This is a genomic window from Fodinibius roseus (genome assembly GCF_900129315.1).
GTDB lineage: Bacteria > Bacteroidota > Rhodothermia > Balneolales > Balneolaceae > Fodinibius > Fodinibius roseus.
The window spans coordinates 214,624-236,957 of sequence record NZ_FQUS01000003.1 but is presented as its reverse complement, the minus strand read 5'-3'; the positions used below and the strand labels follow the sequence as shown (position 1 = coordinate 236,957).

21 protein-coding genes are annotated in these 22,334 nt (G+C 49.9%); 6 read left to right on the top strand and 15 right to left on the bottom strand.

What is annotated here, in order from left to right; all coding sequences use genetic code 11:
• Positions 1–5 precede the first annotated feature (5 nt).
• The 4 genes from mreC to rodA are packed head-to-tail and all read left to right on the top strand — an operon-like array spanning position 6 to position 4,323.
• Entirely contained in the window at positions 6–767 is a 762-nt protein-coding gene (mreC, locus tag BUB16_RS04040) for a rod shape-determining protein MreC (protein ID WP_073059945.1), read from the top strand.
• Positions 764–1,237 (top strand): rod shape-determining protein MreD, encoded by a 474-nt coding sequence (gene mreD, locus BUB16_RS04035; RefSeq protein ID WP_073059744.1) that lies wholly within the window; start codon positions 764–766, stop codon positions 1,235–1,237. Before mreC ends, mreD begins: the two co-directional genes overlap by 4 nt.
• 7 nt (positions 1,238–1,244) lie before the next feature.
• Entirely contained in the window at positions 1,245–3,080 is a 1,836-nt protein-coding gene (gene mrdA / locus BUB16_RS04030; RefSeq protein ID WP_073059742.1) for a penicillin-binding protein 2, read from the top strand.
• Positions 3,073–4,323 (top strand): rod shape-determining protein RodA, encoded by a 1,251-nt coding sequence (rodA, locus tag BUB16_RS04025; RefSeq protein WP_073059740.1) that lies wholly within the window; start codon positions 3,073–3,075, stop codon positions 4,321–4,323. The genes mrdA and rodA overlap by 8 nt, the downstream gene beginning before the upstream one ends.
• 152 nt (positions 4,324–4,475) lie before the next feature.
• Here rodA and rnhB read toward each other — a convergent pair whose 3' ends face one another.
• Positions 4,476–5,126 carry a ribonuclease HII gene (gene rnhB / locus BUB16_RS04020; RefSeq protein WP_211483086.1) on the bottom strand — a complete coding sequence of 217 codons (651 nt, stop codon included), beginning with the start codon at positions 5,124–5,126 and terminating at the stop codon, positions 4,476–4,478.
• Positions 5,127–5,194: 68 nt separating this feature from the next.
• Here rnhB and BUB16_RS04015 point away from each other — a divergent pair, with 68 nt between their 5' ends.
• Entirely contained in the window at positions 5,195–6,304 is a 1,110-nt protein-coding gene (locus tag BUB16_RS04015) for a vWA domain-containing protein (RefSeq protein ID WP_073059738.1), read from the top strand.
• 101 nt (positions 6,305–6,405) lie between these two features.
• On the opposite strand, the gene BUB16_RS04010 is transcribed toward BUB16_RS04015, so the two are convergent.
• The 14 genes from BUB16_RS04010 to BUB16_RS03945 all read right to left on the bottom strand — a co-directional run bounded on the left by BUB16_RS04010 (position 6,406) and on the right by BUB16_RS03945 (position 21,293).
• On the bottom strand, positions 6,406–6,957 hold the full coding sequence (locus BUB16_RS04010; RefSeq protein WP_073059736.1) for an OmpH/Skp family outer membrane protein: 552 nt from the start codon (positions 6,955–6,957) through the stop codon (positions 6,406–6,408).
• A 23-nt stretch (positions 6,958–6,980) separates the two neighbouring features.
• Complete coding sequence (locus BUB16_RS04005; protein ID WP_073059734.1) at positions 6,981–7,517, bottom strand: OmpH/Skp family outer membrane protein; 537 nt, start codon at positions 7,515–7,517, stop codon at positions 6,981–6,983.
• A gap of 64 nt (positions 7,518–7,581) precedes the next feature.
• Positions 7,582–8,142, bottom strand: a complete 561-nt coding sequence (locus BUB16_RS04000) for an OmpH/Skp family outer membrane protein (RefSeq protein WP_073059731.1) — start codon at positions 8,140–8,142, stop codon at positions 7,582–7,584.
• Positions 8,142–10,628: an outer membrane protein assembly factor BamA gene (gene bamA, locus BUB16_RS03995; RefSeq protein WP_073059729.1), complete on the bottom strand. Its 2,487-nt coding sequence runs from the start codon at positions 10,626–10,628 to the stop codon at positions 8,142–8,144. Before bamA ends, BUB16_RS04000 begins: the two co-directional genes overlap by 1 nt.
• A 51-nt stretch (positions 10,629–10,679) precedes the next feature.
• Positions 10,680–11,507, bottom strand: a complete 828-nt coding sequence (gene uppS, locus BUB16_RS03990) for an undecaprenyl pyrophosphate synthase (protein WP_073059727.1) — start codon at positions 11,505–11,507, stop codon at positions 10,680–10,682.
• A gap of 72 nt (positions 11,508–11,579) precedes the next feature.
• Positions 11,580–12,062: a 6,7-dimethyl-8-ribityllumazine synthase gene (gene ribH / locus BUB16_RS03985; protein ID WP_073059725.1), complete on the bottom strand. Its 483-nt coding sequence runs from the start codon at positions 12,060–12,062 to the stop codon at positions 11,580–11,582.
• Position 12,063: 1 nt separating this feature from the next.
• Entirely contained in the window at positions 12,064–12,906 is an 843-nt protein-coding gene (locus tag BUB16_RS03980) for a PHP domain-containing protein (protein ID WP_244545633.1), read from the bottom strand.
• 274 nt (positions 12,907–13,180) lie between these two features.
• Complete coding sequence (locus tag BUB16_RS03975; protein ID WP_084088018.1) at positions 13,181–15,238, bottom strand: LysM peptidoglycan-binding domain-containing protein; 2,058 nt, start codon at positions 15,236–15,238, stop codon at positions 13,181–13,183.
• A gap of 516 nt (positions 15,239–15,754) precedes the next feature.
• Positions 15,755–17,452 carry an amidohydrolase gene (locus BUB16_RS03970; protein WP_244545632.1) on the bottom strand — a complete coding sequence of 566 codons (1,698 nt, stop codon included), beginning with the start codon at positions 17,450–17,452 and terminating at the stop codon, positions 15,755–15,757.
• Positions 17,449–17,919 (bottom strand): NUDIX domain-containing protein, encoded by a 471-nt coding sequence (locus BUB16_RS03965; protein WP_073059718.1) that lies wholly within the window; start codon positions 17,917–17,919, stop codon positions 17,449–17,451. The genes BUB16_RS03970 and BUB16_RS03965 overlap by 4 nt, the downstream gene beginning before the upstream one ends.
• Complete coding sequence (gene pyrG / locus BUB16_RS03960) at positions 17,916–19,577, bottom strand: CTP synthase (RefSeq protein WP_073059716.1); 1,662 nt, start codon at positions 19,575–19,577, stop codon at positions 17,916–17,918. Before pyrG ends, BUB16_RS03965 begins: the two co-directional genes overlap by 4 nt.
• Before the next feature lie 187 nt (positions 19,578–19,764).
• The gene (locus tag BUB16_RS03955; RefSeq protein ID WP_073059714.1) at positions 19,765–20,565 is read right to left on the bottom strand and encodes a glycerophosphodiester phosphodiesterase; all 801 of its coding nucleotides are present in this window, start codon (positions 20,563–20,565) and stop codon (positions 19,765–19,767) included.
• 46 nt (positions 20,566–20,611) lie between these two features.
• Positions 20,612–20,944, bottom strand: a complete 333-nt coding sequence (locus BUB16_RS03950; protein WP_073059712.1) for a hypothetical protein — start codon at positions 20,942–20,944, stop codon at positions 20,612–20,614.
• 1 nt (position 20,945) lies between these two features.
• Complete coding sequence (locus tag BUB16_RS03945; protein ID WP_073059710.1) at positions 20,946–21,293, bottom strand: hypothetical protein; 348 nt, start codon at positions 21,291–21,293, stop codon at positions 20,946–20,948.
• Between the two features lie 92 nt (positions 21,294–21,385).
• Here BUB16_RS03945 and rlmB point away from each other — a divergent pair, with 92 nt between their 5' ends.
• Positions 21,386–22,129, top strand: a complete 744-nt coding sequence (gene rlmB / locus BUB16_RS03940) for a 23S rRNA (guanosine(2251)-2'-O)-methyltransferase RlmB (RefSeq protein ID WP_073059708.1) — start codon at positions 21,386–21,388, stop codon at positions 22,127–22,129.
• Positions 22,130–22,334: the final 205 nt, after the last annotated feature.

The window sequence follows — 22,334 nt, the reverse complement described above, 5'->3', positions numbered from 1 at the left end:
TTTTTATGATCGGACGGCATCAGGGCGGACTCGACAACCTGCGTAAGATGTCGGTCACCCTTTTCAGTTATCTTGAAGAGCCCTTTTCCAATATCCGCACGTATCGACAGGCGCTCAAGACCAACACCTATCTGAGAGAACAAAATGTGCTGCTGCTGGATGAGTTGAGCCGGCTGCGATCGGCCGACCAGGAAAACCAGCGGCTGCGTAAGCTGCTTGATTTCAGCCGCGAAAGCAACCTGGATCTGTATCCCGTTCAAATTGTGGGCAAACAGCTAAACCAGGTTTCCAATTCCTTAACGATAGATGCCGGCAGCAAGCAGGGGATTGAAAGTGGAATGCCGGTCGTCGGAGCAGAGGGACTGGCCGGAAAAGTTATTCTGACAGACAAGGGCTATTCTCAGGTCATGCCTTTTTTAAACACCCTGTTTAAGGTCAGCGCTAAACTGCAGCATTCCAATGCGTATGGTATTGTTTCCTGGAACGACCGTTCCATTGAAGAGCTTCAACTTAATTTTATCCCGCAAACCGTCGACGTGGATACAGGGGAAGTAGTCGTAACTTCAGGATACAGTAACCAGTTTCCCCCCGGTATCCCCATCGGTAAAGTCACCCGAGCGGTCCCTCAAAGGGGTAAGGATACGCAGCAAATCTTTCTCGCTCCCTTTGTTGACCTCTACAGCATATCAGGCGGATTTGTCATCAAGTTTAAACCCGATACTACGATCCGGAATCTCAATCAGCAGTATCAGGAAGTACTGGAATGACCAAAGAACAGCTGAAATATATCGGGGCCGGAGTACTGTTTTTGTTGCTGCAAATCATGCTGTTCCGGCATTTGAGTATCTACCAGATGCAGCCGGACCTTGTCCTTGTCTTTTTGGTCTGGTTTATGAGTAAAAAAGACCGGGCCGCAGCTTTGCTTATGGCGGGACTGCTGGGATTTTTACAGGATTTTTTGCTTGATCTGTGGGGACTTCATATGTTTACAAAAACATTATTGGTATATTTGAGTCATCGCTTTATACCACAAGACCAAAAAACACCACTGTTGATCGGGCCTGTGTTTTTGACCGTCCTCCTGGCTGCTCTGCTGCACAACCTGATTTTTTTAGGACTGAATCTTTTCATTCAAAACTATTCTGCTGAAGTCTTGTTTTGGCGTCACCTGATCGGCAACAGCCTGTATTCTGCTGTTATTGCCTGTTGCATCCATCTGTTCCGAACAAAAAGATGATCCATGAATGACACGTCATAAGAAAAAACGAACGGAATTATCAATACGCATCTTTCAGCTGATCATTATCCTGCTGGGACTGGTGATTATGGGACGGCTGTTTCAACTTCAGATTCTGGATTACGAAACATATGAACCGTTAAGCCGGGAAAATGCGCTTCGCCAACAGAATATAAATCCGGCACGCGGACTCATCTACGACCGGAGCGGGCAGCTGCTGGTCGACAACAAACCGATCTATTCCATTACGATCACGCCTTCTGCTTACGAACCCAAAAAAACACCTCTTTTGGCCGACCTTTTGGGCGTATCGGAGGTGGAAGTCCGGCAGCGTGTCCGGGAAGCACGGGATTACTCCTGGTATCGGACCTCCCGGCTTTTTACCGAAATTGACTTTAAGACGTTTTCCGTTATCCAGGAAAATATCTGGCAGCTCCCGGGGATCGGCCACCAGGTTGAAAGCAAGCGGCACTACCCCGTTGACAGCCTGCAGGCTTCCCATATTCTCGGCTACCTCCGGGAAGTTTCCAAAGAGGAATATCTCGAGCAGCAACACTACCATCTCGGTGATAAAACCGGGAAAACCGGACTGGAAAAAGAATATGAATCCCAGCTCAGGGGAGAATACGGAACGGAATATGTCGTGGTCAATGCGATGGGACAAAACCTGGGTTCTTACCAGGAAGGGGCCATTGACGAGGCTCCTGAGAAAGGAGCGAATCTTCATACTACGCTTGATACCGAGCTGCAGCTGTTGGCCGAAGATCTCATGGAAGGGAAACGAGGGGGACTGGTTGCACTGAATCCCCAAACGGGAGGCATTTTAAGCATGGTAAGCGCCCCGCAGTATGATATACGCCGCCTGTCGGGACGCATTGACTCCGACTACTGGCAAAAGATCAACACGGACCCCGATAACCCGCTTTTCAGCCGTGCATCATCCAGCAGGCAGCCGCCGGGATCTACGTTCAAGCCGTTAATGGGACTTATGGGCCTGGAGCTGGGCATTATCAATCAAAATACCACTATCTATAATCCCGGCTACTATTCCCGGGGACGCCGTTATAACGATCTTGCCGATCCGGGACAATATAATATCGGCAAAGCCATTCAGGAATCCAGCAATACTTTTTTCTTCTGGTTAATGGATAAAATTGTTCACAGCTACAGTATTGACCGCTGGAATGAACTCGCATCCAGCTTTGGTCTCGGACGTTCCACAAACGTCGACCTGCCCAATGAAACCACAGGTATTCTGCCCGACAGCACCTATCTGAATAACCTCCTGGGCGAAGGTACCTGGGGTATTGGCGATCAGCTCAGCCTGGGAGTGGGACAGGGTTTCCTGGCCGCATCTCCCCTGCAGATGGCAACCGTTACCGCTCAAATCGGCAACGGGGGCTATGCACTTCGTCCGCACCTCGTTCATTCGATCAGCCAAAGTGACGGTACCGTTCACTATACCGATAGCGATACGACGAAGATAAGTTGGGTCGACTCCCAGAATATCGACGTTATTAAAAACGGTATGCGCCGTGTTGTTACTACCGGCAGCGGACGCTATTACGCTAATTTAGACAGCGTCGCGGTAGCGGGAAAAACAGGAACAGCACAGAACCCGCATGGCGAAGATCATGGATGGTTTGTCTGTTTTGCCCCGGTGGATAATCCCCGGATCGCAGTGGCCGTTCTCCTCGAAAACAGCGGGTACGGCTCTATATCGGCGGCCCCTGTCGCCTCGCTGCTGGTGGAAAAATATATTACCGGCGAGATTAATCGCCCTCATGTATACGATTACGTTAAAGATTTTGAACCCAAGACAGAGGACAACCCCGATGAGTAATATTGGAGAATATAACTGGCCGCTCACGACGCTCTGGGTTGGCCTGGTTACGATCGGACTGGTCGCTATATACAGCGCTACTCAGGGTCCCGTTGCAGAATTTTTGCCGGCCTACATTCAGGTTAATTTTTATAAGCAGCTGATCTCTTTCGGTATTGCCCTGATGCTGATTGTCGGCCTGCAGTATGTAAGTCCCCGTACCTTTCGCGAGGGATCATATGTGTTCTACGTTGTGGGACTGCTGCTCATGGTACTGACGCTCATTTTCGGCAGGGAAGTAAACGGCGCCACAAGCTGGCTTGTCCTGGGACCGCTGAATCTGCAGACCAGCGAACTGATGAAAATTGCCACGGTCCTTGCCGTAGCAAACTATTTGACGAGTCAGCGCAACCTCTCTGCCGAAAATCTTAAAACAGCCTTAACAACGGTCCTGATTATTCTGGTCCCCACTGTGCTCGTCTTCATGCAAAACGACTCCGGTACGGCCATCATCTTTTTAGCCCTGATCCCCGTGGTTCTTTTTTGGTCGGGGCTGCCCTACGGCATATCGCTGTTTATTATTTCTCCCGCAATAATAGGCTACCTGAGCATTATTGCCTGGTACTGGGGACTGGCGGCCGCGGTCTTTCTGACGCTGCTGGTATTTATACTACAGCGGCGGACCTGGCTCACCTTCACCTCTTTTGCCACCGGCATTCTGCTCGTCATTGGTGTTCAGGTGGCCCTGTTTCAAGTGTTGCAGCCCCACCAGCGTGCGCGGATAGAGGCCTTCACAAATCCCTCCTTCGATCCCCAGGGGGCGGGCTGGAATATCATACAGGCAAAGACCGCCATCGGTTCGGGGGGACTGTACGGCAAGGGGTATCTGGAAGGAACCCAGACCCAGCTTCGCTTCTTACCTGAACAGTGGACCGACTTTATTTTCTGTGTGATAGGAGAGGAATTTGGTTTTGCAGGAGCCGGTTTCGTCGTCTTATTATTGACCGGGTTTACGATTGTTCTTCTGCGATCTGCTGCCAATCATAAACACCCCTTTGCCCAGCTGGTCATTGTGAGTGTCGCCGCGATCTATTTCACGCATTTCTTTATCAATATAGGCTCGGCTACCGCGCTTATCCCGGTCATCGGCGTCCCCCTGCCCTTCATCAGCTACGGCGGATCGGCGCTGATCACCAACACCCTTATGCTCGGCATCTGTTTAAATCTGGATTTCCATAAACGACAGTTCAGTATCTATCGGTAGAAGGCTTTGCAAAACGGCTCTTTTGCTCAATCTCTACATTTTCGCGATTTCAAAATCCTCACTTATGGCTAATAAGCTCCAGTTTTGAAATCGCTCAGGCTTTGAGCTTGACCAAAACTCCTCGTTTTTCTAAGTTTTCTAATAGTATGTTGTTAGTCTGACTCTTCAATCATCTTCTCCGTTCGCAGTCGAAAACTTTGGCGGTGGTACCTGGTCGCTCCATATTCCTGCAATCCCTCAAAATGCTGCGGAGTCGGGTACCCCACATTCGTATTCCAGCCATAATAGGGATATTCTTCGTGGAGCTCACGCATCCACTCGTCCCGGTACACCTTTGCAATAATGGAAGCCGCCGCGATGCTCATCGAACGGTCATCGCCCCTGACCAGGCATTGGTGCGGACACAATCCCGGGCTAAAGCGGTTTCCGTCCACCAACAGGAAATCGGGAGCGGCCTGTTCTGCCTCGCTGCATTTACGCATCGCTTTTATGGACGCATGCAGAATATTGAGCTTGTCGATTTCACGCGGCAGGCACCACCGTACGGTCCAGAAACGGGCCTCTTCCCTAATTTGCCGGCTGAGCCTTTTGCGATCCGCCAGGGAAAGCGTCTTGCTGTCTCTGATCTCCTCAACAAACGTCCCGGCCTCAAAAATAACCCCGGCAGCCACCACCGGTCCCGCCAGACACCCGCGTCCCACTTCATCGAGTCCCATAACCCGATGCATGCCTTCCTCCCATAGCCTGCGCTCAAATTGAAGACGGTCCACCGCTCCATTTTTCTCAAAGTCGTCAACCGCCATTGTCATTTATGAATTAATTTCTTTTGTAATACGTTACATATACTCCTGCTAAAGTCAATATTATTACTATGCTTTTCAAGTATCAAAAATGGGATTCTGCATTCGCAAAAAAAGCAGCTGATTCACCCTTTGATACGCTCATGGATCTGTTTCAGGAGCTGCTTACGATTGCAAGCGGAGATGTTTCCCAGGCGCTGCGCTGGCTTACCGAGCTTGATAACCAGTATGACATCACGGAGCAATTCGAGAATTTCGGTATCGGCGATTTTGTAGAGGAACTGGAACAGCGCGGGTATATAGAGCAGGACCGGGATCAAAATATGCTGGTCATCACCCGCAAGACCGAACGCAGCCTGCGCAGGCGGTCGCTCAGGGAGATCTTTAACAATCTTGAAAAGGGATCGGTGGGCAATCACCAGACAAATTACTTAGGACGCGGACTTGAACGAAAACCGGAAACCCGTAACTGGCAGCAGGGCGATGATATCGCCAACATCGACAGTGTCGGTACGATGATGAATATGCTGAAACACAGCAACATCGACCAGATGAATCTGCACGAGGATGATATCCGGGTCCACGACACCGATCACTATACTTCCGTTGCAACGGTCCTGCTGATCGATCTAAGCCACTCAATGATCCTGTATGGCGAGGACCGTATTACCCCGGCCAAGAAGGTCGCTATGGCGCTCTCTGAACTTATTCTCAACAACTACGCCAAGGACTCGCTCGACATCGTCGCTTTTGGCAATGAAGCCTGGAAAGTCGAAATCGAAGACCTGCCCTATCTAAAAGCAGGCCCCTACCACACCAACACCCAACAGGCGCTGCAGCTGGCACGCCACACGCTGCACAAGCGAAAATACGCCAATAAACAGGTTTTTATGATCACGGATGGCAAACCCTCATGCATCATCGAAAACGGAAAGATCTATAAAAACAGCTTCGGGCTCGATCAAAAAATCGTTAACAAAGTACTGGATGAAGCCGTCAAATGCCGGAGAGACAATATTGACATCACTACGTTTATGATAGCGCGCGATCCGTACCTGCAGGATTTTGTGCGCAAGCTGTCGAAAGCGAATAAGGGGCGGGCCTACTTTGCCTCCCTGGATAACCTGGGGGGATACATTTTTGAAGATTATATCCGTAATCGCAAGCGGAGAATCAAATAAAAAGGACAGCCTACCGGTGTAAGCTGTCCTTGCTGCCATAACCAATAACCAATCAATGGATGTATATATGGTGCGCCGGTTGGCAGCGCCGCCGGCACGATCTACATATCCAGCTCAGCCATCACCTCATCCGTGATATCGTATTGCTGTTGCGCTTCATCCGAGGCATACAAAATAATGACATCGCCATTACTGGTGGTCGTATTAAGCACGTAGGTAAGCCCCATATCGCCGGCCACCGTCCCGATCGCCGTATCGATCTGGTCTAACAGGGGGCCTACCAGTTCCTGCTGCTTCTGTTGAACCTCCTGCTGCAGCTCGGTCTGAAACTGCTGGAGCTCAGCGCCGAGCTGCCCGAGACGCTCCTCTTCTTTCTGTTTGGCGCTCTCGGAAATGACCGATTCTTTCTGCTGATACTCAGATACCTGCTGCTGGTATTCTTCCCGCTTGGTTGCCAGCTCATCACGTTTTTTCTCCATAAAATTCTGGAGACGCTGCTGCACGGCCTTCATCTCCGGCATTTTACTCAAAATAGCCTGGGGATCCACATACCCGATCTCCAGTCCCTGGCCCTGGGCCTGTGCCGGAGGCGTAGCCGCAAATCCGATAAGAAATAAACAAAAAAATGATGCTGATAGTATTCGTTTAACCATAATGCTTATTGTGTTTTCATGTGTTAGTTCGTCGCAGAGGTCTCTTTTACGCGTTGAATAACCTGTTGCGTAATATCCAGTTGCTGATCTGCAGAGTAATAGATAACGTTTTCCCCGTTGGTTGTAGCCTGGTTGAGCACAAAGTCAAGGTCATTGCTTTCGGCCACGTCGGCAATAGCCTGATCCATGGCATTGTACAGTGGTTCCAGGAGTTTGGCTCTGCGCTCCTGAATTTGTGACTGGAGGTTTTGCTGAAACTCCTGTACCGAGGCTTCCTGCTGGGCCAGTTCCTGCTCTCGTTGCTGAATTTCCTGCTCGGACATGTTTTCCTGGTTTTCCTGGTAGGCTGCCACCTCATTTTGAAAATCAGTAATTCGCTCTTCAAGCTCACCCCGCCGGGATTCAATATAGCTGTTCAGCTGTTGCTCGACTTCCGATCGCTGAGGCAGCTCGCTTAATACCTGCTGGGTATTCATGTATCCGATTTTCAGCTGGGCACTTGCCGCCGTACTTATAAGAAAAAGGAAAAGGCCCGCTGCACTCAATATCTTTTTTATCATGGATCAGGTAATATCTTTTAACGTTGCACTTTGTTAAAACGTGTGATTATACTAACAATTTTTATCAATTGCTGGACTCATTTAACGTAATTCCCAGCTCCTGTAGTACCTCTTCATTCAAATTAAATTCTTCACCGCCAAATAGTAAACCCGAATTTTGGGCGCGGTCAAAGACAAAATCAAAGCTCTGACGCGCCGCTACCCTGTTTATAGCCTCAAAAATGGTTTCCTGAACAGGTTTTAAAAGCTCTTTCTGCAACTGGAAATATTCGCCTTCAGCCCCGAATTTCTGTTCCAAATATTGCTGCCGCTGTTCCACTTTGGACTGAATCTTCTGTTTTGCCTGCTCTTTTTGTTCGTCCGTATAAAGTACCTTTTTGGATTCATAATCTTCTTTCAGCTGCTCAATTTCTTCATCCATCCGCTGTAGTTCACTATTCCACTGTGAACTCCTCGATTGCAGCTGCTGCTGGATACTTTCGTATTCCGACATTTGAGCCAGCAGGTAATCCGTGTCCACATAGCCGATTTTCTGCTGCTGTGCCCCGGCCTCGGCTGCGCCGCACAGCATCGATAACAGGACGGCAGCAAGGGACAGTGTTATGGGGGTAGCCGGCCTAACCATTAAAACGGGGCTCCGATATTGAAGAGAAATTCCCATTCGCCGGCCCTGACCTGGGTATTGGGTATGCCGTCCAGCCGGTACCCGTAACTTAGGTCAACCAGTCCCAGGATCGGCAGGAATATGCGCGTGCCGAAACCAACGGACCGTTTGACATCAAACGGGGCAAACTGGCTGGGATTCAGGTATGCATTACCCGCATCCATAAAGGCGTAGGGATAAACCTGGGCCTGGTCTTCGGTAATTGCCGGGTAACGCAATTCAAACGAATATTTCGTATATAGACGTCCCCCTACTTCCTGGCCATCCTCAAACGGCGTAATGGAACCGCCCCTTCCGCCCGGAAAACCGCGCAGGTCAATATTGTCGTCCAAAAATGACTGCCGCTGCTGCATCTGCGTACCGCCCAGCTTAAATCGCTGGAAGTTACTTCGTTTGCCCTGTGCCAGGTATCCCAAATAGCCATATTCTATGGAATTCGTGAGAACCAGGTCTCCCACAATCGTCGTGTGGTTCTGGTAGCTCGACTTGAACTTGTAGTACTGGGCAAAACCGGGCATGGGCGGGGCAATCTCCCCGGACAGCCGCAATTTAGAACCGGTGGTAGGCGAAATCCTGTTGTCCGTGGAATTACGTTCCAGGATTTGCTGGATACTCAATATGTTGGAGGCCCCTTCAGGCAGAAAAGATGCACCGCCGGCCACATCGTAAAGCTGATAGGAAAGCACGCTTTGATGTGAGAAATAATCATCCGGCCAGTCCAGGCGGCGTCCCAGTGACACGCTGCTCGAAAACAGCTCGTTGCGCTGATCGCTGCCCCGGTACTTAATAAGATCATAACTCATATTGACCCCCAGCGAAAGCGGCCGGCCCGAAAGCCAGGGCTCTTGAAAACTGGTACTGTAACTTTGATAACCACTACCGGTGACCTGCACACCCAGCGAAAGTTTTTGTCCGTCTCCCGAGGGAATGGGCTTCCATCCCTCGCCTTTCACCGCCCGCTGAATGGAGAAGTTATTGAAGTTCACTTTTGCCGAGAGTATCAGTCCGATACCGCGTCCCCCGAACCCCCCGGAAAATTCAAAATTATCGGTACTCTGGGACTCATCCAGCGAATAATTGATATCAACCGTCTGATTTTCCGGATCCGGATTCAGGTTCGGCTCAATGGACTGCTGCTGAAAATATCCTATTTGTCCCAATTCACGGATCGTTCGAATAATAGCCTGCCGGCTGTATTTCTGACCGGGCACCGTTCGCAGGTTGCGGCGGATGACATCATCATGCGTCTTGGTATTGCCCTCGAATGAAACTTCCTCGACATAGGCAATCTCGTTTTCCACAAGGTTTATATTCAGATCAACGGAGTCTTCGGCCACAATATCGATTTCAGGTTCCGCCTGAAAAAACAGGTAGCCGATATCCTGGTAAAGGCTGGTGACATCAGGCCCCTTTTGATTGATTTCCAGGCGCCTTTGAAATTTGGTTTGATTGAAGACCTCTCCCTTTTCAAAGCCGAGCGTCTGGGTGAGCTGTTCATCCGTATACACCGTGTTACCCTCCCAGTTAATGTCGCGGACCTTATACTGGGGACCTTCATGGACTGAAATATCTACCTTTACACCACGAGCCGGTGTTTCCAGCACGTATAGCCTTTGTTGGGTATAGGGAAAGGTATACACGCTGTCGCTGGTTATCCGAAAATCGAGAAAGCCGTGATCGCGGTAAAACTGTCCCAGATTATTCTTTGCCTCTTCGAACTCATCCTCTTTATACAGCTTCTTGGAAAAAAACTTCCACCATTTGTCCTCTTTAATCGTCCCCAGCGACTTCTGAAGTGTCCTGTCATCGAACTGTTCATTGCCCCCGAACGAAATATCCTTGACTTCCAGGCGCTCGCCGGCATTGATATCAAAAATGACTGTCACCCGGTTTCGCACCGTATCCGTTTTCGTCTGACTTACATTCACCTGCGTATCCCAGTGCCCCTCCTGCTCGTAATACCGCTTAATAGTATTCACCGCCTGGGCAACCGAGGATTCGGTGACCGCATACCCCGGTATAAGCGTTATTTCCTCCTCCAGGTCGCTTCTCTCCGACCGCTTTACCCCTTCAATCCGAAACGTTTCGAGACGGGGTCGTTCTTGTACGCTGATCTTCAGATAGATTCCGCCGGCTTCCCGGCCGGTTTCCACAATCTCAATATCCGTAAAGAGGCCCGTCTGATGAAGGCTTCTGATCGCCTGGCCTATGGCCTCTCCGGGGATTGTTATTTGTGTCCCTTCCTGCAGCCCGCTGGTGCCAATGACAAATTCCTCCCGGGAGGTTGTCAGCCCTTCAACTTCAATACCCAGAATTTCGTACTGCCGGGGCGTAGCATCCAAGGGATTTTCAATTTGAATGGGCGTATCGTCAGAAGTAATATCTTGAGCAATTGCAGCAGTAGAAATGAAACAAAGCAGAAAAAGTGTGAGTAATAAATTCTTCACGTGTGTAATTTCTTGAATATTGAGCGTACGTTTATATATGAATATGATAAGTCAGGTAGTCAGCTCTTGAACGTGCAATTTCGCCTGTTTTTTTTGTTCGTCTTTCGAAAGTTTTCCAAAGCGGCGTTCACGTTCCTGGAAAGAGTGGATAGCTTTGTAAAGTTCCTTCCGGCGGAAGTCGGGCCAGTAGGTTTCGGTGATATATAATTCGGAATAGGCCAGCTGCCACAGTAAAAAGTTGCTGAGGCGATATTCCCCGCTTGTTCGGATGATCAGATCCGGATCCGGAATATCGGCCGTGGACAAATGACAGCTTATCATCTCGTCATTGATGTCTTCCGGGTCTATCTCCCCGCTTTTTACCCGGCGGGCCAGCCTTTTAACGGCTTCTTTAATATCCCAGCGACCGGAATAGCTAAGGGCCAGGCATAAATTAAGGCGGCTGTTATCCTGCGTCAGCTCAATAACCTCTTTAAGCTCTCGCTGACATTTGTCCGGAAATCGATCAATCTGGCCAATCGTCTCCAGCCGGATATCATTTTCATTGAGATTATCGGCCTCCTTCCGCAGGGAGCTGGCCAACAGTCGCGTTAACGCATTCACTTCCATTTTAGGGCGGCGCCAGTTTTCGGTTGAAAAGGCGTAAAGCGTCAGGTACTTTACCCCCATCTGGGCGCAGGCTTCCGTAATATCACGAACCGAGTCTACCCCGGCTTTGTGCCCGAATGATCGCAGGTTGCCCCGGCTTTTTGCCCACCGGCCATTGCCATCCATGATAATAGCAATATGTTCAGGAAGCTGTCCCTGCTCGATGAGCTGAGCCTGCAGCTGCTTGTCACTATCTTTCTGTTCCGTATTTGTAAGCGAAATTGGTTTCAAAAGCGTAAAATTGGTAATTAGCTAAGCTATTAATATTAGAGTTTTATCCACGTTATTTCAAGCTTTATAACATTATAATTGACTGATCTGATGGTTCAGATCAATCATTTCTAACAGGGCCAAGGCTGCCTCGGCTCCTTTGTTTCCCTTTCCGCTTTCCACGATTCCGGCTCGCTGCTGAGCCTGTTCTATATTGTCTGTAGTCAAAACACCAAAAACAACCGGTTTATTGCCCTGAATATTCAATTCCGTAATTCCTCTGTTTGCAGCATCGCACACATAATGAAAATGAGGCGTGTCTCCCCGGATGACGGCCCCCAAAGTAATCACACCATCGACCTTAGGCAACAATTGCCGGGCAATAAAGGGAATTTCATAAGCCCCGGGACAGCGAACCACAACAACCCGCTCATCTTCAATTCCCTTCTGGTGTAAAACCTCCAGGGCACCCGCGAGCAGTTCATCGGTAATAAACGAATTCCATTTAGCCACGACAATGCCTATGGTACTATCCGGATCCTCAACACTTGCTTTCAATGTTCGATGATTCTTCATATTAGACGGTCATTTCTTTTCGCTTGTTAGTCAGCCTCAACAGGCGGTATACATACTTTGTATTTATGGTTACGATCCCAAAATATTTCTGGTATTTTTCGGCGCCGCCATGAAAATCACTGCCGCCGGTGATCAATAGATTGTGACGGTCTGCAAATTGTTCAATCCGTTTCTGGGTTTTATAGTTGTGACTGGGATGAATCGTTTCTATGCCGTCCACGCCGGCTACTACCAGTGTTTGGAGCTCCCTGTCCGTATATAGCTTACCCGGATGGGCTATAATCACCGCGCCCCCCGCTTCCTTAACCGTATCGATAACTTTATGGTGCGTATAGTATTCATTGTAGATGGGTCCCAGTTTCTGGTCGCTGAGATACCGGATAAACGCTTCCTTGAAGGACCCCACGTATCCCTTGTTCAAAAGGACTTCGGCAATATGAGGCCGGCCGATATTGCCTCTGAAAGCTTCTGCCTTCACTTCTTCAATATCAATATCAAACCCTTTTTGGGAAAGCTGGTCGATAATCCATTGAGCTCTTTTCAGGCGCGACTGGTAGTGGTCACGGGTAAGTTGCCGAATGGAGGAATGATCGGGATCGAAACAGTAGGCCAGCAGGTGGCATTCGCGGCCATTAAAATCTGCCGTAATTTCAATGCCGGGCAGCAACCGGATCTCGTCTGTTTTTGAAGCGGTTTCCTGTGCTTTACGATACCCTTTTAACGTATCATGGTCGGTAATCGCAATAATCTCAAGTTTCTGCTTTATAGCCTGCTTAACCACGTCGGCGGGACGCATATGTCCATCCGAGGCCAGCGTGTGGATATGTAAATCTGCTTTTGCCACTCTGTCAAAAATAAAATTTCAGGTAACGAACCAGGATTTCTCACCAAAAAGTCTGTACTTCAGCACGGCGAAGAACAATAGCAGCACAGACCCGCCCCGCACGCTATAGCCATCTTCAACGCCTCTGACCGGCAACGTTCGAGGTATGGTACACACTGTTATGATTTTTTGACCTCAAAAATCGATAGTAGGTTATCTGTATCATACGGGTACAACAATATACCAAACCTCTTTGTGAGAAATACGGGCTAACACTTTGCCACAAGCCCGTTACTTATTCGGAACTGTTTATTATCAGTGTTTCGCCCACCTGAATCCGGGAACCGCTTAAGCCGTTTAATTCTCTGAGTTTATCCACGGAAACACCGTGCTTGTTAGCTATATCAATAAGGGTATCGTTCGGCTGGACGGTATATTCACCATCAGTACCCATAAGAGAAGCCAGGGTAATATCCTCATTCCGTCGCTGTTTGAGCTCAATTTCCTGCTTTTCGTCAAAAGGCATCTGGCTTATTTTCTGATAGTAAGACTTCTTGGATTGCTCGACGTGTACCTCCAGCCGGTCGCCGGGTCGTATGTAAGCAGTCAGGTTATTCCAGGTTCTTATTTTGGAAGCCGTTACGTCAAACCATTCGGCGATATGACCAATGGTATCGCCCTTTCTGACCTCGTAGGTAATTACAGGTCCACTGGGCTTTTTTTCTGTCCGAGCTTCCGTTTTCCCGGACGAACTCTCCGGCGAGGGCTCTGAGGCGGAGGCCTGCGAAGCCTTGCTTTTATCAGCCGGACGACCGGAGGCTATCTCATCGGAGCCTTCCTTCGCGCTGCCGCCGGGAATAGGAACCACGACTTTTTGTCCGGGATGAATGGTGCTGGACAACCCCTCGTTGGTCTCATAAAGGGCCTGAACAGATGTGCCGTATTTTCGGGCGATGATACCCAGCGATTCGCCGCTGCTCACGGTATGCATCGCAACATTCGATCCGCGTTCGTCTTTAGGTATATCTTCGTAATTTTCTGCAAAGGTATCTTTCAGGCCGGCCGGCAGCTTAAGCGGGTATTTACCGCCGGGAGGCGTTGCCCAGCGCAGAAGTTCAGGGTTATATTCTTTTAACTCTTCAAGGGTAATACCGGCGGCTTCTGCCAGCGACTCCAGCGACATTAAAGGAGCCACCTGATACACATCGTAGCTGTAAGGATCCTCTTCATATTTTTTGTCAAATCCAAACGATTCCGGCTCCATACCGATCAGGGTGGCGGCAATATAGCTGGGAACGTAGTTCCTGGTTTCACTCGGCAGATGAGGCCAGGCTTCCCAATAGTTTTTTTCTCCCCCACCCCGGCGAATGGCATATTTCAGTCCGCGGGGACTGATATTATAGCCGGCTAGCGCCAGGTGCCAGTCGCCCCATACCTCGTATAAATCCCTGAGATGACGTGCTGCCGCACGGGTGGCCTTTTCCGGGTCCCGCCGTTCATCTTTCCAAAAAGTCACATCGAGTCCGTACACCGATCCCGTACCCCGGATGAATTGCCACATTCCTACAGCGGAAGCCCAGCTCTGAGCCCGTGGATTCAGTCCGCTTTCAACCATCGACAAGTGAATAAGCTCCGTGGGTACGTTCTCCTCTTCAAAAATTTCCTTCATCATCGGGAAATACTTTTCCGAGCGCTTCAACCATTTCTCCATAACTTCGGGACGTTTCATAGAAAAATACATCAGGGAGCGATTGACCTTCTCATTTTGCACAAGAGGCACGCTGGTTGAGGGCGCAGGAAGATTTTCCGGCACACTGAAACTTTCCTTCATCCATTCATCACTATCAGAAAAAAGTTCCTCCTGTATTGCAAAAATTTCGCCCTCCGCCTGCATTTCCGATTCTTTAATTCCGTAAAATTTGCGGTATTCCGTCATGATTGAGCGGTATAACTCACTAAACCGCTGCTCCGTTTGCAACTCGGGATAGGTGTCCAGCAACTCCTGCAGTCCGTATAATGCATCGGTAATATGCTTTTCAGCCTGCAGGGGATTTTCGTTCATCTGTGCTTCCATTGCCTTCACATGTATCCGGTAAATTTCAGTAATACGCTGCATCGTATCCTTCCTGAAATCCCCGCTGCTTTCCATAGAGCCTGAAAATGAGGAACGGTCGGTTCCGGCCTGTTCCTCTTCCTCTTGCTCATCCTCCAGCGGGTTATTATAGGGCAGCAGCATGGGAGAAGTAGGGACTTCCCTTAATTCAATCGCATCAGTGGGTTGTGACTGTTGTGCAGTAGCTGAGAAGCTTATCGCCAGAGATAGGATAAGAGCGGAATATAACGTCTGTTGCATAGGAGTCAAACGATGTTTATGGTGTTATAGGCATTTGTATCTATGAAAAATACCTGACAGTATACTATATATTGGGATCGAAACCGTGATTCATAATTTCTTCAATTGAACAATGCTTTATCATTATATATGACCTGGCACAGCACCCCATCCATCGCAATCTTTCTGTTCGGGACACCGTACTATACTCACGGCGGTTTCGGTTATATGACCCGGAGAATAACTTTGCTCTTATAATAACTATTATTTAACCAATGAGCCACCTCATATACTCCGGAATTTCAGGGCATTCCATACCGCCAAAAACAGCTGGGATACAGACGTAAAGCATTCATTAATCCAGGTTACACATTCAATTTGCTATCCGCCTTCGGAATTTAGGTCCAGCCGTTTCAGAGTATATTACAAATACTGTACCACAAACAGGCGTTCCGCCTGCACTTCCACCCCGGTTACGGGCGTCCGGCATGAAATTGACGGTTCGGGCGACAAACCGCATCAGGCATTATGCAAAAGCTACCGGGCTGTGGCAGAAAACACTTTTTTTCCGGCCACCCATGTTTCCAGAACCTTTGTCCGCCAAATAGTGCGCGCGGGAACTTCAAGGATATCCCGGTCAACCAGGACGAAATCAGCCCATTTACCGGGTTCCAAACTGCCCGTTACTTCTTCCTGGTGAGCCGCGTAGGCAGCATCAAGCGTGAACGAGCGCAAAGCTTGTTTACGGCTCATTCGTTCCCCCGGGTACCACCCTCCCTCGGGATGGCCCTGGTGATCCTGGCGCGTGACAGCAGCATGCAGGCCATAAAAAGGATTGACATGTTCCACCGGAAAGTCTGAACCGGAAGCCAGCACCGTCCCCTGATCCAGGAATGTCTGCCAGGCGTAGGCCCCCTCCATCCGCCCGGTACCGATACGGTCTTCGGCCATATTCATATCGCTGGTGGCGTGCGTGGGCTGCACAGAGGCGATGATGTTCAGCAGCTTAAATCGAGCTATGTCTTCGGGGGCAACGACCTGGGCGTGTTCGATGCGATGGCGTAGATTTTGGGGACCCAGGCTGTCCCGGACATTGGCAAAAGCATTCAGCACTGTGCGGTTGGCGCGGTCCCCTATGGCGTGGACGTTGGTTTGAAATCCGGCTGAAGCCGTTTTCAATAGCTGATTCGTCATCTCTTCTTCGGAAGAGAACAGTAATCCCCTGTTTCCGGGATTATCACGGTACGGCTCAAGCATAGCTGCCCCGCGGCTTCCCAGCGCCCCGTCAGCATACAACTTAACGCTGCGCAGGGCCAGCATGTCGTTGTTATATGATTTTACCGGTCCGTTTTGAGCAAGGGTGTCGAAGGTCGCCCCGGCCCCGGAGATCATCGCGTAAATCCGCGTCGTCAGGCTGTCGCGATCAGCCATTTGCCGGTATAGCCTCCAGTCTCTCACGCTTACCCCGGCGTCATGTACCGTCGTCAAGCCGTGGCTGCTCATCTGCTCAAGCGCTTCTTTCAGAGCCTGCCTCCGGGCCTCGCCCGTCGGTTCGGGCATGGCACGCTCGATCAGGCTCATCGCTCCATCTACGAAAACACCCGTCGGAGCGCCGGTTTCGTCACGTATAATCTTTCCGTCTTCCGGATCCGGGGTGGCCGCGGTAACCCCCGCTTGCTTCATCGCTGCGGTATTGGCCCAGCCCGCGTGTCCGTCTACCCGGTGCAGCCAAACCGGGCGCTTAGGCTCAGCCCGGTCAAGTTCCGCTGCGGTAGGAAAGCGACCTATATCCCAGTGGGTGTGATTCCAGCCGCGTCCCCGTACCCATGATAACCCGGGGTGATCGCTCCCGTATTCGTCAATACGCTGTAGTGCGGCCTCCAGCGACTCCGTACCCGTCAAATCTGCATTAAGCTGCTGAAAACCAAGCCCCATAACATGTCCGTGTGCATCAATCAGTCCCGGCAGCATCACTTTTCCCTTGCCATCGATAATCCTGATATACCTATCCGCAACGGGATCATCAAACGTCGTATCGCTGTAGACATCCACCACTCTCCCCTCCCGAAACGCCATCGCCGAAAATTCCTTCAGGGTTGAGGCATCACCATAGAAGGTATACCCCTGTACATTCTGAATAACGGTCGTAACTGGGGGTTCCCGCCGGCAGGAAAGGAGAGCCAACGACAACATCCAAAACAATAAAGCGTATGTTGCGGGTTTTATCATATTCATGGAGAAAAAATATCAAAAGACGACCGGTCCCGCCAGTGCTTTAGTTTACGTAGCAGGTCCAGGGGCTCAAAAGGCAGGTTATCCAGTTCATCGACCGCGGTCCACGCCACATCCTCAATCAGCTGGTCACGGTCTCCCAGTTCAGGATCACGTCCAGCCGATGGCTTTCCTGTTATTTTGCTGACTTCAAAATAGCATTCCACCGCATGGTACGGCTCGTCAATCAGCTCGCGAAGGTGCAGCAGCCGGTGAACGCCTATCTCGGTTTGCGTTTCTTCCCGGAACTCACGCCTGAGAGCCTCAACCATTGATTCCCCGAAATCCACCCCGCCCCCGGGCGGCATCCATACGGTTTTGCCGGTTACCGGAGACTGCAACTTTACCAACAGGATGGCATCCTGCTCGACCATTAACCCGCCGACGCGCAGTCGCAGCTGATGACCGAAAACGGATTCCGGTTCATTCATGGCGTTTCACTGACCACTATGCGCTCACCTTCCACCGGAATATTGAGATCATGCTCCCGGGCATGTTCCAGACTGGCTTTTACAAAATCAACAAAGAGAGGCTGGGGGTTATTGACGGTTGAACACAACTCCGGATGGAACTGTACTCCCAAAAACCAGGCGTGATCTTCAAGTTCAATAATCTCAACAAGATCACGTTCAGGATTAAAGCCGGAAAGGATCATCTTTTCTTCCACCAGCTTATAACGCAGGTTGTTATTCACCTCATACCGGTGCCGGTGGCGTTCATGGATCAATTCTTCTCCATAAGCCGCATAGGCTTTTGTTCCTTTTTTAAGTTTGCAATCATACAGGCCCAGGCGCATCGTGCCGCCCTTGTCTTCAATATTCTTTTGATCAGGCATAAGGTCGATAATCGGGTGTTCCGTATGTTCATCGAATTCGGTACTATTCGCTTCGGGCCACCCGCATATGTTCCGGGCGTATTCAATAACGGCACACTGCATTCCGAGGCAGATGCCGAAAAAGGGAATATTGTTCGTCCGTGCATAAGTGATCGCTGCCAGTTTTCCATCAATACCACGCCCACCGAAACCGGGCGCCACCAGTATACCGGAAATATCCCTCAGCTTATCCGCTACATTATCTCCGGTCAGATGATCCGATTGTAACCAACGGATATTGATCGCACAGTCGTTGACGGCTCCCGCATGAATAAACGCCTCCACAATCGATTTATAGGCATCATGGTGCTCTACATATTTACCAACCAGTGCAATAGTAATTTCAGTGGAAGGATTTCGCACAGCCTCCACAAATCCTATCCAGCGTTCCAGGTCGGGCTCCCCGGCCTCCAGCTTTAGTTTTTCAATGACCCGCTCGTCGAGGCCCTCTCCCTGCATCAGCAGGGGGACCTGGTAAATGCTTTCGGCATCAAGGGAGGCGATGACATCCGGTACTTCTACATTACAAAACTGGGAGATTTTTTTTCGGATGGATTCATCCAGCTCATGCTCGGAACGCGCCACAATGATATCGGGCTGGAGTCCGCTTTCGGAAAGCGTCTTAACCGAGTGCTGGGTAGGCTTGGTTTTCAATTCGCGGGCGGCCGAGAGGTAAGGCACCAGCGTCAGATGGATGGAGAGGGTATTTTCGCGGCCCACGTCATACCGGAACTGGCGGACAGCCTCGATATAAGGCAGGCTTTCAATATCGCCCACCGTGCCGCCAATCTCGACAATGACCACGTCATAGCCGTCGGACTCCCCCAGGGCGACGATATGCGACTTGATTTCATCAGTGATGTGCGGGATCACCTGCACCGTTTTACCCAGGTAGGCGCCCTGCCGCTCTTTGGAGATTACATCATTATAAATGCGTCCCGTCGTGACATTATTTTCCTGGGAGGTTTTGATATCCAGGAAGCGCTCGTAATGGCCCAGGTCCAGATCGGTTTCCGCCCCGTCTTCGGTTACAAAAACCTCCCCGTGTTCATAGGGATTCATGGTGCCCGGATCCACATTAATGTAGGGATCCAGTTTTTGCACCGTAACACGGAGTCCCCGCGCCACTAATAGGCGCCCCAGCGACGCACAGATGATTCCTTTACCGAGTGAAGACGTAACCCCTCCGGTTACAAAGATGTATTTTGTGGACATGAAAGCATTGGTTAATTAGGGAAAGTAAAAAATAGAAGGTTTCCGCTCATCATTCAAACCTTTATGCATTTTTTTTGAAAAAAATCGTTCTCTCCATCCGGAATCCATATTTCCCAACGGGTTCTCCTCCATCCCTCATCGATCAGCCATACCCTCCTCACCGAGGCAAGTAGGCCCACCCCAGCTTTCACTGTTCTTTCCTCCACTGGTCAATTACAGCCTTAAGAAGATCCGGTTTATTTGTAAAAATGCCGGTAACCCCGGCATCCAACAGCTTCCACATCCGATTCGGGTGATCCACGGTATAAATAAAATGAGGAATTCCGTTGCTGTTAAGATCCCTTCTTCTTTTTGTGTTAAACTGGCGATAGCTCATATTACATGCATCGGCTTTATACTGCTTCACAAGCTCGCCGGGCAATCTCTTACCCGATGCCGACCGGTTGTATAACAGCGCAACGGGCACGGCCGGATCCAGTGCTTTCAGGTGCGACACGGCCCGATAATCAAAGCTGGAAAACAGAACGTGCCGATCCATCCCATACTCTTCCACCAGCCGCAGGCATTTTTCCTCTACACCTCCGGAACCCCGATCCGTGACGGCCTCCGTCTTTAGTTCTATGTTGACCGCGATGGTACCGGCGGCAAACGCCAGTACTTCTTCCAGCGTGGGGATGTGAATCCCCTTAAAACCTTTATCAAACCAGGCCCCGGCATCCAGTGCTTTAAGCTGCCGAAGCGTGTAACCGGAGAGCAGCCCCTTTCCGCTGCTATGTCCCTCAAGTTTTGCATCATGAAAAACCACCGGTACACCATCACTGCTCAACAGCACGTCCAGCTCGATCATCTCAGCCCCCAGTTCTTCGGCACCCTTGAAAGCAGCCATCGTATTTTCGGGATAATAGGCGCTGGCACCGCGGTGGGCGATCACGATGCATCCATCTTCATTGTGCTTGTAGAGCGCGGGCAGCCGATATCGGTCGGTCATATAATATTATGCAGGGGACAAAAGGTTCTCATTGACGACTGAATATCTATTTTTCGCGCTCTTTTTTCCACGTCAGGTATTCGACAAGCTCTTTGAGCTGCTTCTTTTGATAGAAAATGAGTCCCACATTGATACCGAAAATTGCTATAATAATCAGAAAGACCGTCTGGCTGAGTTCGGTAATATCAAAATAAAAGGAATAGCCGAAAATCAACAGCGCGGCGACATTGACCGCCAGCATAATCCATTTATTGCGATCTTTTTTGTACAGTTCCTCAATCTGTTCTTCTATGGGCAGCGTTTGTTTTTCATTCTTCAAATGAATATTAATATACGATTGCATCCGCTGCTGTTCCCGGTCATCCGTAAAGTCAGTCATATTAATTCTTAGATTCCATCACTCGTTTCATGGCATTGCGCAGCAACAGGTTCGGATCATGCATTTTAGAAACCGTATGATACACCAGAAAGAACCCCGCCATGGCCGAAATACTCGACATTCCGGTCAGCAGCGTAGACAGCCAAAGCGGCTGCACATAGCCTAAAATAGTCACGGCTATAACGGTTAATCCCAGGAGAATCTGCAAAGTTCCGGCCAATATATAAATACTCGATACCGAATGGATCCGATTCATTAATTTCGAAAGGCCCCGCCCGTATATAGAATCCTTTATATTTCGATTCCTGGATGAGGTCTTCCAGTCGTTATTTCTCTTTGAATTGCTCATAACTATTTTCCGTATCTTTTAAGTAAGCCTTAATAAGCCAGCATGTACTTATAACTTAACCGAAATTGTTGATTTTTCAATCCTGTTTTTCTATGCCTGACACAAACTCCGATATTTACATATACGGCCGCAACCCGATACGCGAGGCCCTGACCAATGAAGCCGGGCGCCTCGAAAAGATCTTTGTGCGCGACTCCCTCCGCGACTCACAGCTTTCTGACATCTTTGAGCTGGCCTCGCAACATCGCATTCCTATCTCACACGTGCCCGGAGCCAAACTATACGACCTCGTAGGCGGGGTAAACGACCAGGGCGTCGTGGCGTTGAGGAGTGCCGTTTCGTATCTCGAATTCGGGGAGTGGCTCAAGGAAGTCGACACCTCAACCTATCCCGCCATCCTGCTGCTCGATGAAATTGAAGATCCGGGTAATTTCGGCGCCATCCTTCGCACAGCAGCAGCGACGGGACTGTCAGCCGTGCTGGTCCCCAAACATCGCCAGGCACCGGTCAATGCCACGGTTTATAAGACGTCGGCCGGCACCGCGGGACGCATTCCCATCGTGCGGGCTGGCAACTTGAATCAGGCGATCCTGAAACTGAAAGACGCCGGCTTCTGGATCGGTGGCCTCGACATGCAGGGCGACCGGGAGCTGTGGGACCTCGAAGTCGATCGTCCCCTCGCTTTTATCATCGGCAGTGAGGACAGCGGCATCCGGCAAAAAACCCTCGAGCACTGCGATTACCGGATTAGCATTGCCATGGAAAACAGCGTGGAATCACTGAATGCCTCCGTCAGCGCCGCCCTCTTGTGCTACGAATGGAAGCGAAAACGGTAATTAGCACCCGCGAACTCGGAGCAAAAAATCATCATGCGGCCATCTTAAAAGCACCCTTTTGCAAAACTGTTTTTTCCCCAATCTCTGCATTTTCGCAATTTCAACTTCCTCAGGTATAGTCAATACACCGCGATTTTAAAATCGCTCAGGGGTTGATATGGAGCAAAACCCTGGTTTTTCAAAACACTCTTAACATTAAGGCAGT

What these genes read in the sequence shown, in the direction of transcription:
- BUB16_RS04005 (WP_073059734.1), bottom strand. Translation starts at nt 7,517, where the DNA reads ATGATAAAAAAGATATTGAGTGCAGCGGGCCTTTTCCTTTTTCTTATA.
- rlmB (WP_073059708.1), top strand. Translation starts at nt 21,386, where the DNA reads ATGCCTGACACAAACTCCGATATTTACATATACGGCCGCAACCCGATA.
- BUB16_RS03950 (WP_073059712.1), bottom strand. Translation starts at nt 20,944, where the DNA reads ATGACTGACTTTACGGATGACCGGGAACAGCAGCGGATGCAATCGTAT.
- rodA (WP_073059740.1), top strand. Translation starts at nt 3,073, where the DNA reads ATGAGTAATATTGGAGAATATAACTGGCCGCTCACGACGCTCTGGGTT.
- ribH (WP_073059725.1), bottom strand. Translation starts at nt 12,062, where the DNA reads ATGAAGAATCATCGAACATTGAAAGCAAGTGTTGAGGATCCGGATAGT.
- BUB16_RS04000 (WP_073059731.1), bottom strand. Translation starts at nt 8,142, where the DNA reads ATGGTTAGGCCGGCTACCCCCATAACACTGTCCCTTGCTGCCGTCCTG.
- BUB16_RS03975 (WP_084088018.1), bottom strand. Translation starts at nt 15,238, where the DNA reads ATGCAACAGACGTTATATTCCGCTCTTATCCTATCTCTGGCGATAAGC.
- BUB16_RS03945 (WP_073059710.1), bottom strand. Translation starts at nt 21,293, where the DNA reads ATGAGCAATTCAAAGAGAAATAACGACTGGAAGACCTCATCCAGGAAT.
- mreC (WP_073059945.1), top strand. Translation starts at nt 6, where the DNA reads ATGATCGGACGGCATCAGGGCGGACTCGACAACCTGCGTAAGATGTCG.
- BUB16_RS04010 (WP_073059736.1), bottom strand. Translation starts at nt 6,957, where the DNA reads ATGGTTAAACGAATACTATCAGCATCATTTTTTTGTTTATTTCTTATC.
- mreD (WP_073059744.1), top strand. Translation starts at nt 764, where the DNA reads ATGACCAAAGAACAGCTGAAATATATCGGGGCCGGAGTACTGTTTTTG.
- BUB16_RS04015 (WP_073059738.1), top strand. Translation starts at nt 5,195, where the DNA reads ATGCTTTTCAAGTATCAAAAATGGGATTCTGCATTCGCAAAAAAAGCA.
- BUB16_RS03955 (WP_073059714.1), bottom strand. Translation starts at nt 20,565, where the DNA reads ATGACCGACCGATATCGGCTGCCCGCGCTCTACAAGCACAATGAAGAT.
- rnhB (WP_211483086.1), bottom strand. Translation starts at nt 5,126, where the DNA reads ATGGCGGTTGACGACTTTGAGAAAAATGGAGCGGTGGACCGTCTTCAA.
- mrdA (WP_073059742.1), top strand. Translation starts at nt 1,245, where the DNA reads ATGACACGTCATAAGAAAAAACGAACGGAATTATCAATACGCATCTTT.
- pyrG (WP_073059716.1), bottom strand. Translation starts at nt 19,577, where the DNA reads ATGTCCACAAAATACATCTTTGTAACCGGAGGGGTTACGTCTTCACTC.
- BUB16_RS03970 (WP_244545632.1), bottom strand. Translation starts at nt 17,452, where the DNA reads ATGAATATGATAAAACCCGCAACATACGCTTTATTGTTTTGGATGTTG.
- BUB16_RS03965 (WP_073059718.1), bottom strand. Translation starts at nt 17,919, where the DNA reads ATGAATGAACCGGAATCCGTTTTCGGTCATCAGCTGCGACTGCGCGTC.